The 13,047-nt window shown below is 47.5% G+C and carries 11 protein-coding genes, 12 tRNA genes and 2 rRNA genes; all 25 read right to left on the reverse strand.

Going from position 1 to position 13,047, the window contains the following annotated elements; genetic code table 11:
• A complete protein-coding gene (gene hisB, locus AC5ELV_RS23815; protein ID WP_013308245.1) occupies positions 1–609 on the reverse strand; it encodes an imidazoleglycerol-phosphate dehydratase HisB in 609 nt (202 codons plus the stop codon).
• Positions 593–1,906, reverse strand: coding sequence for a histidinol dehydrogenase (gene hisD / locus AC5ELV_RS23820; protein ID WP_493432162.1), 1,314 nt, complete (start codon positions 1,904–1,906; stop codon positions 593–595). Before hisD ends, hisB begins: the two co-directional genes overlap by 17 nt.
• Before the next feature lie 64 nt (positions 1,907–1,970).
• The gene (gene hisG, locus AC5ELV_RS23825) at positions 1,971–2,615 is read right to left on the reverse strand and encodes an ATP phosphoribosyltransferase (RefSeq protein ID WP_493432163.1); all 645 of its coding nucleotides are present in this window, start codon (positions 2,613–2,615) and stop codon (positions 1,971–1,973) included.
• A complete protein-coding gene (locus tag AC5ELV_RS23830) occupies positions 2,612–3,817 on the reverse strand; it encodes an ATP phosphoribosyltransferase regulatory subunit (protein WP_493432164.1) in 1,206 nt (401 codons plus the stop codon). Before AC5ELV_RS23830 ends, hisG begins: the two co-directional genes overlap by 4 nt.
• A gap of 341 nt (positions 3,818–4,158) precedes the next feature.
• Positions 4,159–5,310 (reverse strand): acyltransferase, encoded by a 1,152-nt coding sequence (locus AC5ELV_RS23835; RefSeq protein WP_493432165.1) that lies wholly within the window; start codon positions 5,308–5,310, stop codon positions 4,159–4,161.
• Positions 5,311–5,457: 147 nt separating this feature from the next.
• Positions 5,458–5,952 (reverse strand): acyltransferase, encoded by a 495-nt coding sequence (locus AC5ELV_RS23840; protein ID WP_493432166.1) that lies wholly within the window; start codon positions 5,950–5,952, stop codon positions 5,458–5,460.
• Positions 5,949–6,602, reverse strand: a complete 654-nt coding sequence (gene ppaX / locus AC5ELV_RS23845) for a pyrophosphatase PpaX (RefSeq protein WP_493432167.1) — start codon at positions 6,600–6,602, stop codon at positions 5,949–5,951. Before ppaX ends, AC5ELV_RS23840 begins: the two co-directional genes overlap by 4 nt.
• Positions 6,599–7,654 (reverse strand): prolipoprotein diacylglyceryl transferase, encoded by a 1,056-nt coding sequence (gene lgt / locus AC5ELV_RS23850; protein WP_061830200.1) that lies wholly within the window; start codon positions 7,652–7,654, stop codon positions 6,599–6,601. Before lgt ends, ppaX begins: the two co-directional genes overlap by 4 nt.
• A gap of 43 nt (positions 7,655–7,697) precedes the next feature.
• Positions 7,698–8,636, reverse strand: coding sequence for an HPr(Ser) kinase/phosphatase (gene hprK / locus AC5ELV_RS23855; RefSeq protein ID WP_013308232.1), 939 nt, complete (start codon positions 8,634–8,636; stop codon positions 7,698–7,700).
• Positions 8,637–8,985: 349 nt separating this feature from the next.
• Entirely contained in the window at positions 8,986–10,110 is a 1,125-nt protein-coding gene (locus AC5ELV_RS23860) for an ABC transporter ATP-binding protein (RefSeq protein ID WP_493432168.1), read from the reverse strand.
• A gap of 103 nt (positions 10,111–10,213) precedes the next feature.
• On the reverse strand, positions 10,214–11,356 hold the full coding sequence (locus AC5ELV_RS23865; protein ID WP_493432169.1) for a PucR family transcriptional regulator: 1,143 nt from the start codon (positions 11,354–11,356) through the stop codon (positions 10,214–10,216).
• A 159-nt stretch (positions 11,357–11,515) separates the two neighbouring features.
• Positions 11,516–11,588: transfer RNA gene (locus AC5ELV_RS23870), tRNA-Lys, on the reverse strand.
• Between the two features lie 7 nt (positions 11,589–11,595).
• A tRNA-Tyr gene (locus AC5ELV_RS23875) sits at positions 11,596–11,681 on the reverse strand.
• 9 nt (positions 11,682–11,690) lie between these two features.
• Positions 11,691–11,763: transfer RNA gene (locus tag AC5ELV_RS23880), tRNA-Phe, on the reverse strand.
• 77 nt (positions 11,764–11,840) lie between these two features.
• Positions 11,841–11,917 (reverse strand) — tRNA-Asp (locus AC5ELV_RS23885).
• Positions 11,918–11,940: 23 nt separating this feature from the next.
• Positions 11,941–12,016, reverse strand: a tRNA-Thr gene (locus AC5ELV_RS23890).
• Positions 12,017–12,020: 4 nt separating this feature from the next.
• A tRNA-Val gene (locus AC5ELV_RS23895) sits at positions 12,021–12,096 on the reverse strand.
• Between the two features lie 10 nt (positions 12,097–12,106).
• A tRNA-Met gene (locus AC5ELV_RS23900) sits at positions 12,107–12,183 on the reverse strand.
• A gap of 31 nt (positions 12,184–12,214) precedes the next feature.
• Positions 12,215–12,306 (reverse strand) — tRNA-Ser (locus AC5ELV_RS23905).
• Positions 12,307–12,309: 3 nt separating this feature from the next.
• Positions 12,310–12,383, reverse strand: a tRNA-Met gene (locus AC5ELV_RS23910).
• Between the two features lie 34 nt (positions 12,384–12,417).
• Positions 12,418–12,493, reverse strand: a tRNA-Asn gene (locus tag AC5ELV_RS23915).
• Positions 12,494–12,497: 4 nt separating this feature from the next.
• Positions 12,498–12,573 (reverse strand) — tRNA-Ala (locus tag AC5ELV_RS23920).
• 22 nt (positions 12,574–12,595) lie between these two features.
• Positions 12,596–12,672, reverse strand: a tRNA-Ile gene (locus tag AC5ELV_RS23925).
• A 36-nt stretch (positions 12,673–12,708) separates the two neighbouring features.
• A 5S ribosomal RNA gene (gene rrf, locus AC5ELV_RS23930) occupies positions 12,709–12,825 on the reverse strand.
• Positions 12,826–12,961: 136 nt separating this feature from the next.
• Positions 12,962–13,047, reverse strand: a 23S ribosomal RNA gene (locus AC5ELV_RS23935); the annotation flags it as partial.

Below are 13,047 nucleotides of genomic sequence, written 5' to 3' on the forward strand. Positions count from 1 at the left end.
CTACAGCACTCCCTTCGTTGAAGGTACTCCCGTCACCCGCGGATCAATGGATGTCGCTTCATCCAGTGCACGTCCCAGCGCTTTGAACACCGCCTCAATCATATGGTGGGTATTTTGCCCGTAGTGAACGATGACGTGTAGCGTCATGCGAGCCTCCAATGCAAATTTCCACAGAAATTCATGCACCAGCTCTGTCGAAAAGCTCCCTACCTGCTGTGATGGATACTCCGCACGATACTCGAAATGGGGCCGGTTACTCAGATCAATGACAACCTGCGCGAGCGCCTCATCCATTGGTACAAAGACGCTGGCATAGCGCTTAATTCCTTTTTTATCACCCAACGCTTCCAGCAAGGTTTGCCCCAGACAAATACCAATATCCTCTACGGTATGATGATCGTCGATATCAACATCCCCTCTGGCCTGTACATTCAGGTCAAATTGTCCGTGCTTGGTGAACAAATCCAGCATGTGATTCAGAAACGGAACATCTGTTTCAATCTCAGCTTGCCCTGTGCCGTCTACTGCAAAAGATAGCTGAATATCCGTTTCGTTCGTCTTTCGGCTGACGCTGCCTGTACGTCCTGTTACGTTATTTTCGTTCCCCATCGCCATCCACCGCCTTCTTTTCATTGTCCAATCGAACTTGTATCGCCCGTGCGTGACCTTCCAGTCCTTCATGGCGGGCAAGCTGCATAATCGTCGCTCCATTGCGCAATAGCGCTTCCTTGCTGTAATAGATCATACTCGACTTCTTGATAAAATCATCAACATCCACTGGCGAGGAAAAGCGCGCCGTTCCATTCGTCGGGATAATGTGGTTAGGTCCGGCAAAATAATCACCTACTGGCTCCGAGCTGTATGCTCCCAGGAAAATAGCTCCCGCGTTTTCAATCAGACCCACATGTTCCATCGGCTGCTCTGTCATAATTTCCAAATGTTCTGGTGCCAGTCGGTTTACAATATGGATGCCCTCTTCCAAAGTGTCGACGACAATGATAGCCCCGTATGCCTCCACCGATGCAGCAGCAATATCTCTACGCGGCAACTCTGCCAATTGGCGCTGTACTTCAGCTGATACTTCTTCGGCCAAGCGTTGCGAGGGCGTAACCAGTATGGCTGAGGCCATCTCGTCATGTTCCGCCTGTGAAAGCAGGTCAGCCGCTACATAAGAGGCATTCGCCGTGTCGTCAGCCAACACGACAATTTCACTTGGTCCCGCTATACTGTCGATATCCACCGCACCGTACACCTCGCGCTTCGCCAGCGCTACATAAATGTTGCCGGGACCGCAAATTTTATCGACTGGTTCAATGCTATGTGTTCCGTAAGCGAGAGAAGCAATCGCCTGCGCTCCGCCAACCCTATATATTTCCGTTACACCAGCCTCTGCCGCAGCTACCAGTGTATATGGATCGATCCCTGCTTTGCCGCCTGTCGCCGGGGGTGTCACCATGACAATCTCCGGTACACCAGCTACCTGAGCAGGAATGACATTCATCAGCACTGAGGATGGATAGGCTGCTTTACCGCCCGGAACATACACGCCTACACGTTTCAACGGTCGGATAATTTGACCGAGCAAGCTACCATCCGGCTGTAAGTCCATCCACGAGTTGCGTTTTTGCTTCACGTGAAAAGCACGGATATTATCCGCCGCCTCTCGAATCGCCTGTAAAAAAGAAGGCTCTACCTTGTCATACGCCGCCTTCAATTCTTCCTCCGTCACACGAAGTTGCTCTGCTGTCAGCGATACACCATCAAACGATTGCGTATACCGCAGGACAGCCTCATCCCCCTCTTGGCGTACCGAATGAATAATGGTGCGCACAGCCTCATTTTGCTCAGGTGTGCCGTAATCCACCTCCCGTTGGAGACTGAAATCACGGGCTGATACGATCTTCATTTGTCCATTCCCCCTTACTTGCAGCTTGCAGAATGCCCCTTTAACCCTTGGCTTACTCTTTTCTTTAGTCCCTCGGTGCCACCGCAGTCGGAATTACCTGATGCAATCGATCACACAATGCCTGAATCGAGCTATTTTTCATCCGGTAGCTGACCCGATTGGCAATCAGGCGACTGGTAATATCCAGTATGCTGATCTGCTCGACTAATCCGTTCTCCTGCAAGGTCTGCCCCGTTTCCACCATATCAACAATGCGGTCTGCCAGACCAATTAGCGGCGCCAGCTCAATGGAGCCATTCAGCTTAATAACTTCTACCTGCTGGCCTTGCTCCCGAAAATACTGGGAAGCCACGTTCGGATATTTTGTAGCGACCCGCTGACGAATACCTGGCTGCCAATCCGGTAAAGCAATCACCGACATCCGGCAACGAGCAATCCCGAGATCCAGCAGTTCATACACATCCTTGTTTTCTTCCAGCAAAACATCCTTGCCCACAATGCCGATGTCCGCCGCTCCATACTCCACATACGTAGGAACATCGACGGGCTTCGCCATGATAAATTCCATGCCCAGCTCGGGCAGTGGGATGACCAGCTTGCGCGTTTCGTCCACATCCAGCGGAATGGGAACCCCTGCCCGGCGAAATAGCTCAGAAGCCTGCTTATAAATCCGTCCCTTTGGCATGGCTACCTTCAATATTTCCGTCATGGCAATTCCCTCCTTTGTACTGGCTGTCTTCCTTCAGCTGTATAGCTGTATACATCTGCATACCGGCCCTGCTGCTCACGACGTCGATCTTCCGGTCCCCCCGTGAGCCCTGTCACCACAGTAAGGCCTGTTGCGCGTAGCTCTGCCGCTGCGGATAACGCCTTCTGGCGTCCCTGTTCGTCATAACGGATAAGTACAGGAAGCTTCGTTTCCATTTGGATACCATCCACACCATCGACGATCCGGTTTGTCTTCAATGCAAATCCCGTTGCAGGTACGGATCGACCAAACTGCTGAAGCAGATTGTCATAGCGACCCCCGTTGCATACCGGGAACCCAATCTCCGCCGCATAGCCCTCAAAAGTCATTCCAGTATAATATGAGAAATCCCCGATCATGGTAAGGTCGATTAACACATGCTCAGATACGCCGTATGCCTCCAGTACTTCCCACACCTCGCACAAATGTGCAATGGATCGAATCGTCTGCTGCTCCACACTAAGACGGGTAGCCTGGTCACAAATTTCTTTTCCACCGCGCAACCGAAGAATAGCTTCCAGCTTATCCCGATGTTCAGGAGCCAAGCCCAAAGCTTCAATCGCTGTTCGGTAGCCTACTACATCACGACTGAGCAACAGTTCCTTTAGCGCTTGTTGTTCAGCCTGGCGGCCTGGAATGATTTCCTCAAACAAACCGTTCAGGAATCCCACATGCCCCATGGCAATTTTAAAGGAGGTCACCCCTGCTGCCTGTAATGATGCAATTGCCAATGCTACAACTTCTGCATCAGCCTCAGGCGAATCATCACCCACCAGTTCCACACCCGTCTGAAAAAACTCCGCTTCTCTTCCTGCCTCTTCCTCAATCGCCCGAAATACATTTGCGTGATAGGAAAGTCGGAGCGGTACTTCCTCTTCCTTTAGCAACGAAGATACCACCCGTGCAATGGGAGCGGTCATATCCGATCGCAGCACCAACGTGGTTCCCCGGTTATTGAGTAATTTAAACAGCTTCCGATCGGAAGTAGAACTAGCCACTCCCACCGTATCGTAGTATTCCATCGTAGGCGTCATAATCTGGCGGTAACCCCAGCGCTCCATGCATTCGAGTACATTCAGTTCAATGGCCCGCAGCTTCGACACTGCACGCGGAAGATAATCTCGAACCCCTACAGGGATCTCGAATCCTTTTGGCTTAGACATCTCTATCACCTCATGATTTCACAATATCTTTATCATGGTAAAGTGCTAACAAACTAAAGTATATTCGATATATTATCATGCTCTACTTGTGAACGTCAACCAAACGACGCAGCCCTTTTTTACAGATTCGCCAAGCTGCTGCCCCTCTCTATATTTTATCCAATGCAAAATACATGAATCCTATATGAAAAACATCTATCCACGTATTTTCACGGAGCAAGACCGCGCTTACGTTAATTTTTCTTGTGCATATAGAGTTGTTCAGCTCCACTGAGAATTTATAAATTCTATACTCTAAAAAAAGACTGCCAGCATTAAGCTAACAGTCCAAATCAAAATATTTAGCTATTCACCTGTTCATCTTTACTCCGGGAGGGAAACTTCGGAAACGTGCCCAAACCGATCCATGCAAATGGTACATATCGAAAACACAACGTCACAATCAGCCATGAGCCAAACAGCGCCAACAACCATCCACCCGCAACAGAGAAGATGTATTCTACCGGCGTTCCATGCAAATCCAGCTTGCGATACACCCGCAGTAACGCCGGGTGAAGTAAATAAATACCGAAAGAACATGCCCCCAACCAACTGATTAACATTCGCAGCCTATCGTTAGTATGACGATATAATAAAACCGAGCATTGAAACAACACTAACGCGGATACGAGAGCATATGCACTATGGAGCAGTTCATAGATCAGTGAGTCTGCATAGATGGCTTTGCGGTATGCTACAAACCATATTTGTACATAAGCTATACCCAGGAGTAGCCACGCCACCCACAAGCCCCACCAACTGATCAGCTGTCCGCGTCTAATTACTGTACCTGACACCGGAAAAAGCCACTTTTTAAACCCTTCATATCCAATCGCTACAGCTGCGCCCAAGGCAAAATAACTGATATACGTAATCGCAAGACTTCCTCTTTCCTCTTGCCAAACGTATTTGTTCAGCAATACAAATCCCCATTGAAGGATTAACCCTACTGTCAAAATGACAAAGGCTGCTCTTCGTGGGCTCGATATCCAATGACATAAGCGCTGCACTCCCCACAACAACAGCGGGAAAACCAAATAAAATTGGATGATGATGATGACATAATACAAATGCGTATACGCCTTCCCCGTTAACAGCACGAGCGGAAGATCACTGAGCGGCATCAACCCGCGTGTTACCAAGGTCAAATAATACACAAGAGAAAACAAAACGTAAGGTAACACAATAAACATCAGTCTTTTTCGGAAAAATATAAGCATATTCTTACCACGAAGCGGCCTATCGACATAATTATAAAATAAAACAAACCCGCTCACAAAAATAAATACTGGCACTGCAAAGCTACTAAACATATTTAAAAATAAAAAAGGATAAAACAATAGAGAATGACGCGCATCAATTAAAGCCATTGAAGTCGCATGAATGGTAACAACAGCTGCAATTAATATGCCCCGGTAAATATCAAGCTCTGGTATACGTTCTTTTTTGACCAAATCAACACGCTCCCATATCGCCTTGCAAATATGTCTTTTATCAATTTTTAAAACATAATCAACATGCATTACCCCACTTATTATACAGAAAAACAACACAAGAAAGACCCCTTAATACATAAGGGGCCTTTCTTATTGTGCTATTTACTACTCATTCCCACCAGAGCGTCTTAAATCACGCAACGGATTGCCACCCACAAATGCACCTGCGGGCACGTCTTTATGCACGACCGCTCCGGCCGCTACGATAGCTCCGTCACCGATGGTGACACCCGGCAAAATGGTTGTGTTTGCGCCGATCAGCACATTATCCCCAATCACCACTTTACCGATACGATATTCATGTATGAGGTATTCATGAGCTAGTATCGTCGTGTTATACCCAATGACCGAATTGTTCCCTATTGTAATATACTCTGGAAAAAAAACATCCACCATCACCATCAGGCCGAAGGCCGCATGTTGCCCCACCTTCATCCCCAGCACTCTGCGGTAAATGACGTTTTTCAGAGAAAGCACAGGACAATACCGGGCAATCTGTATAAAAATAAAGTTCTTAATGCCTTTCCAGCGGCTCACCGTCCGATAAATCTGCCACAACGCATTGGGACCTTCTACAGGATAGCGGTTCACCTTTCTCACGATACATTGACACCTTGAAGCTCCAGCTTCAGCAAATCCCGCATATCATGCAACATGTAGTCTGGCCCATATCCACGCAGAGTTTCCTCACCCTTGAGCGACCAGGCTACACCAGCCGATTTCACGCCTGCAGCCTGAGCTGACAAAATATCAAAGGAACTGTCTCCGACCATCAATGTGTGCTTTGCTTCAGCATTCAAGCCTGCCAAGGCCTTAAGGACTGGCTCAGCGTGTGGCTTAGGATGCTCTACATCGTCGACCGTCACAATATAGTCCATAGAGGAAGTCAGATTGAACAGATTAAGTACACGTATCGTGGATGGTCGTATTTTGGTTGTTACAACCCCCAGCTTAATTCCTCTCGCACGCAACTCCTGAATAACCTCAATGACATATGGAAATGGCTTCACCATTTGATCATGATGAATCTGATTATAAGCACGGTAGTCCTTAACCAACCCAGATACATCCGTTAGTCCCGAAAAAGTACGGAGTTGATCGTCCAGTGTTCCACCCATATGAGGAATAATATGCTCCCGCGTCAGCGGATCAGCATTCGGATGATTCAAAACGTGTAGAAATGTGCTGATAATCAGCTCATTCGTATCCATGATGGTGCCGTCTAAATCAAACAAAATCGTATTTATCATAGATGCTCCTTCTTGTCCTCGTCCGTGTCTTCCTTAGGCAGCTTATCCGCCGTAGCTGTTGGAGGGACCGCGTCCTGTCCTGGACGGGATACCTGTTCTGGCGTCACGTCAGGTACCTGATCAATCCCTGCTTTGCTGGAGATAATCGGATCGCTATACCGAGCAACAGATGTGCCCTTCCGGCGACGAACCAAAATGAAAATCACGGCAGCTACCACAATAAAGATAGGCAGCAATTGCGAGATCCGTACATTACCGTAACTCGGGTCCAGATGTCCTGGTTCAAACCCTAGCCACACCATAGGAGACCACAAAGCATTCACAAAGGAAGCCAGCCAATCTGGTCCCTGAAAAGCCAAACTGTCCGTCCGTACACGCTCGATGAAAAAGCGACCAATTGAGTACCAAATGAAGTAAAACGCAAACATTTCGCCTGCACGCACAAATTTCATACGACGAATGACGAGTAGCAAAATCACACCTACAATACTCCACAGTGATTCATATAAAAATGTAGGGTGATGGAACACCCCGTTAACGTTCATCTGATTCACAATGAAATCCGGGAGATGGAGCTGATTACGCAAGAATGTCTCTTCCGTCGGTCCACCGTAGGCTTCCTGATTGACAAAATTACCCCAGCGTCCAATCGCTTGACCGATCAGTAGGCCTGGTGCACAAATATCAGCGATACGCCAGAAGTTATACCCTTTATACCGGAAATAAATGACTGCACATATAATGGCCCCGATCAAGGCACCGTATATCGCAATCCCACCATTCCAAATTTTAAAAACATCCCATAGATTATCTCGGTAGTCTTCCCATTTGAAGGCTACATAATAAATACGCGCTCCAATGATAGCTGATGGAACACCCAGAAGCAGCATATCCATAAAAAAGTCCTGCGGAATACCGAATCTTTTTCCTTCACGAATGGCGAGATATAAACCCACAAGCGCCGCCAGCCCCAAAATAAGCCCATACCAATGGACCTTGATTGCCCCGATTGAAAAAGCGATCGGATTTAGCAGTAATGTTGCCGTTGACATATGTTTCTCTCACTCCTTGTTCTTCCTTGCAAACGAACAAACCTTAATCCATCTCTTCCATATCTTCAGAAATCGTCGCAGTCAGCTTGTTTGTAAATTGCAGGGCTGCATTAACGCCCATTTGTTTCAAACGATAGTTCATCGCCGCCACCTCGATAATAACAGCCAAGTTTCGGCCCGGACGAACTGGGATCGTAACCAGTGGAACATCTGTATCAATAATACGTGTCGTTTCCTCATCGAGACCAAGACGGTCATACTGCTTGTCCTGCTGCCATGCCTCCAGTCGAACAACCAATGTAATCCGCTTGTTATTACGAACTGCACCGGCCCCAAACAGCGTCATCACATTAATAATGCCCACGCCACGAATTTCCAGCAGGTGACGGATCAGCTCAGGTGCTGTACCATGCAGCTGAAAATCGGACGTTTGCCGAATTTCTACCGCATCATCTGCTACCAAGCGATGTCCACGTTTAACCAGTTCCAGTGCAGTTTCACTTTTACCAATTCCACTACTTCCTGTGATAAGCATTCCCACGCCATACACGTCACACAGTACACCATGAATAGTCGCTGTAGGAGCCAGCTTTCTTTCGAGAAAGCCTGTGATGCGGCTTGATAAAATCGTCGTTGCCATATTAGTGCGCAGTACAGGAATATCTCGTTCTGCGCTCGCCTCCACTAACTCAGCCGGTACCTCCAGACCACGTGTGATGATAATGCATGGAGTCAGCTCTGTACACAGGCGCTCCATCCGATCCCGACGCTCCTCAGGAGGAAGCATCCCCAGAAAAGCCAACTCAGACCTTCCCAGAAGCTGTACCCGCTCCTGTGTATGATATTCAAAATACCCGGCCATCTCCAGACCTGGGCGATTCAAATCATCCACTGTGATCAGTCTTCGCAGACCTTTTTCACCGGAAATAACTTCCATTTGAAACTGCTGTACAAGCTCGGATACCTTTACCTGTTTAGCCATTGTATTCTCCCCTTCATCTGCAAAACCGGATTCTATACGTCATTTGATTTATGTAGCTTTACCCTATTAACCATACAGCCCAACGCCAGTCTATGCTGCACTGCATCAATCCACACTCCACTTGATTTAACACTATGGTTCCAGGCTAACTCTATTCCGACATCTGGATTGATCCCATTTAGGACCCTTGCCAACGAACCTTGCCTGCATCTAGACCTGTACCATTGTACCCATCGTATCGGAATTTTCCAATGAATGCAATGCCGAAGCTAGTACCCGTATGCGATATACAAAAAGAGTCGCAGTTCTCCGCGTGGGGAAAACTGCGACTCTCTTCCAGAGGCAAATTTTATTCGCCAACCAGAATACTCAATTCCGATTCCTTATCAAAAATATGAACCTTGTTCATATCAACAGCCAACTTCGCTTTGACACCATCACGAGTATTGGAGCGTCCGTCTACACGGGCAATAATCGTATCATTTCCGGCACCGCTCAGGTACAACAGCATTTCATGACCGAGATTTTCCGTTACATCCACAGTGGATGTAAAGATCGTATTCGGAGAAGCCTCCAAGAATACAGGCTCTTCATGAATATCCTCAGGGCGGATACCCAAGATCACTTCTTTGCCGATATAGCCCTTCGCTTTTAAAATCTGTCCTTTACCTTCTGGTACGAACAGATCCAGACCTGGCGCAGCAAAATGCAATGCACCTTCTTTTTCAACCAGCTGACCTGTGATAAAGTTCATCGTAGGAGAGCCGATAAAACCAGCTACGAACAGATTCACTGGACGGTTGTAGAGTTCATCTGGGGATGCAGCTTGTTGGATAATACCATCCTTCATAACTACAATCCGGTCACCCATCGTCATGGCTTCAACCTGGTCATGGGTTACGTAGATAACAGTCGTTTCCAGACGCTTAGCCAGCTTCGTGATTTCCGCACGCATCTGACCACGCAGTTTGGCATCCAAGTTGGACAGTGGCTCATCCATCAAGAACACTTGCGGGTCACGCACAATCGCACGTCCCAAGGCAACACGCTGGCGTTGACCACCTGATAACGCTTTCGGCTTGCGATCCAGCAGATGCTCAATATCAAGGATTTTAGCCGCTTCACGTACACGCTTGTCGATTTCTTCTTTCTTCACCTTACGGAGCTTCAGACCAAAAGCCATGTTTTGGTATACATTCATATGCGGATACAAGGCATAGGATTGGAATACCATCGCGATATCGCGGTCCTTTGGAGCCACGTCGTTCACAACACGATCTCCAATGTACAATTTACCATCTGAAATTTCCTCCAGACCAGCAATCATACGGAGCGTAGTAGATTTACCACAACCGGAAGGACCAACCAATACGAGAAACTCTTTATCTTGAATGTCCAAATTGACATCAACAACCGTAGCTTTATCTGCACCCGGGTATTTCTTGAAAATATGCTCTAAACGTACACCAGCCATAGCTTTTGCCTCCCTAAGATCAAGTTATGAAATCGAATACATTTCTTACTTGTATCTTACCCTAGTCCCTGTAGCATGGCTATTCGCAAACTGCACAAAAATGCTATTTCCTTTTTGTCACTTTGTACAATAGAAGATAGAGCTTGACCAAAACCGCATCATTAAACGTCCGTACGTCCAATCCGGTCTCCTGTTTGATCTTGTCCAAACGGTAAATCAACGTATTTCGATGCACATATAGACGCTTAGCTGTCTCACTCACATTACAATCCAGTTGAAAAAAGATATCTAATGTAGCCATCGTTTCTGAGTCTTCCAGTATGACAGATGACTTCATGACCTGCTCTAAAAATAATACGCGTTGTTCCTTGGGAATGCGGTTTAACAGCCTTTCCAAATGAAGCTCCCATGAAAAGTGGATGTGCTCTGTTACATGAAAAATCTTACCCAAATGTATGGTCTCCCATAACAAATTCAGCTCTTGGGGAAGACTTTGCAAAGGGGCTGAAGGCTTAGAAACCGCCAAATGGAATACACCCACCCACTCATTCGCAATAAGCTCATATAGACCCAAGCTAAAAGCCGTGAGAACCTCCTCCAGCGATTCCGTAAAATCTGCATCCCTGGATTCAGTGTCTTTATCCCGTTCATCGTCCACTCCTAATAAAAGCTCCTTTTTAGCCATAATCAACCAAGACTGTTCGTCCAATGGAGTAAGCAGCACATCCCCTCCAAAATAGCTCGCGAACAATCGATGAAGCTGCGTATAAGTAATAGCCCCCTCCTGTGTTCCCTCGCCATTCAATAAAATCGGAACCATACACGCTGATAGCGAATCACGAAGCTGCAATTCATCAGGAACCTCTTCTTCCCTGTTTAGATTGGCAGCCTGCTGTATGAGCCATTGTCCAAAACGATTCATCCGCTCTTCCTCGCTATAAACCGGGTTATCCGACAATTGTGGACCGTTCTGCCAGACCTGCTCCATGTTCCCCAATAGCGCTTCTACCAGTTTCCGTTCTCGATCCGTCAAATATCTAGCCTCTACCACAAAGGCAGCCAGTTCACTTGCCGACGCACGAAACGGAAAATATAACTTGTTGTCACGGACAAACGATCTATCCGGGATAACTGAATCGGCTATCTCTTCTTCTGCCATCATTTCCGGGCACCAAGGCACTATGGTAAAAGGCGCTTGAATAATATTCTGAAGCTGTTGCTGAATCCATTCTGTACCCAGAGTCACGCGATCACCACTTCACTTTTTTTAGAATATAGAATAAGCACTAAGCGAACATATTGAACTCATTATAACCTGTCGATACCGTAAAATAAAAAAGCTATATAAAAACATAACTTAAAACAATACAAAAAAAGCCATCAACCTATAGTTGATGACTTCTGATGAGCCATGAAGGACTCGAACCTTCGACACCCTGATTAAAAGTCAGGTGCTCTACCAACTGAGCTAATGGCTCGTAAAACTGGTGGAGGATGATGGATTCGAACCACCGAACCCGTAAGGGAGCAGATTTACAGTCTGATGCGTTTGGCCACTTCGCTAATCCTCCATATAAAGGTGGCTCGGGACGGAATCGAACCGCCGACACGAGGATTTTCAGTCCTCTGCTCTACCGACTGAGCTACCGAGCCATACCCATTAACAAAAAATAAAGTGCGGAGGGATACCCCTTCCCACTTTAGTACGGTAAAACTATTGAATTGAAAAATGGCGGAACTGACGGGATTCGAACCCGCGATCTCCTGCGTGACAGGCAGGCATGTTAGGCCTCTACACCACAGTTCCCTGGATTTTTCAAAATTCAAAAATGGTGCCGGCGAGAGGACTTGAACCCCCAACCTACTGATTACAAGTCAGTTGCTCTACCAGTTGAGCTACACCGGCACAATGGTGGAGGCTGAGGGGATCGAACCCCCGACCCTCTGCTTGTAAGGCAGATGCTCTCCCAGCTGAGCTAAGCCTCCTGGGTATGTATGGTAGCGGCGGAGGGGATCGAACCCCCGACCTCACGGGTATGAACCGTACGCTCTAGCCAGCTGAGCTACACCGCCATAACATAATATTTCGCTAGCTTGTCCTAAATGGCGGAGAGAGAGGGATTCGAACCCTCGCACCACTTTCGCAGTCTAACCCCTTAGCAGAGGGTCCCCTTATAGCCACTTGGGTATCTCTCCGAGTAGCGGCAGAGGGGATCGAACCCCCGACCTCACGGGTATGAACCGTACGCTCTAGCCAGCTGAGCTACGCCGCCACCTTATATATATAAGTCAGAAATATTCAAAACATGGCTCCCCGAACAGGACTCGAACCTGTGACAACTCGATTAACAGTCGAGTGCTCTACCAACTGAGCTATCAGGGAATATTGGTGGAGCCAAGCGGGATCGAACCGCTGACCTCCTGCGTGCAAGGCAGGCGCTCTCCCAGCTGAGCTATGGCCCCAATCTTTTTGTTATTCTAGAAGTGGTGGGCCTTAGTGGACTCGAACCACCGACCTCACCCTTATCAGGGGTGCGCTCTAACCAGCTGAGCTAAAGGCCCTAACATGTAAAAAATCATCATCCTGTAAAGGATATCGCTTGGCGACGTCCTACTCTCCCAGGACCCTGCGGTCCAAGTACCATCGGCGCTGGAGGGCTTAACGGTCGTGTTCGGGATGGGTACGTGTGGAACCCCTCCGCTATCGCCACCAAACATGAATTTACACTGTAAATTCTTCCGTACGGTTATTCGGTTCCTCACTTATCGTGTGAATGAGTATGTCACTTGTACATACTTTCAAGGTTACACCCTGAAAACTGGATCCGAAACTTATTTGCGTTTTATTTTTTAGGATAAGCCCTCGACCGATTAGTATTGGTCAGCTCCATGCATTACTGCACTTCCACCCCCAACCTATCTACCTCGTCGTCTTCA

It is taken from the genome of Paenibacillus sp. NMA1017 (assembly GCF_058895805.1).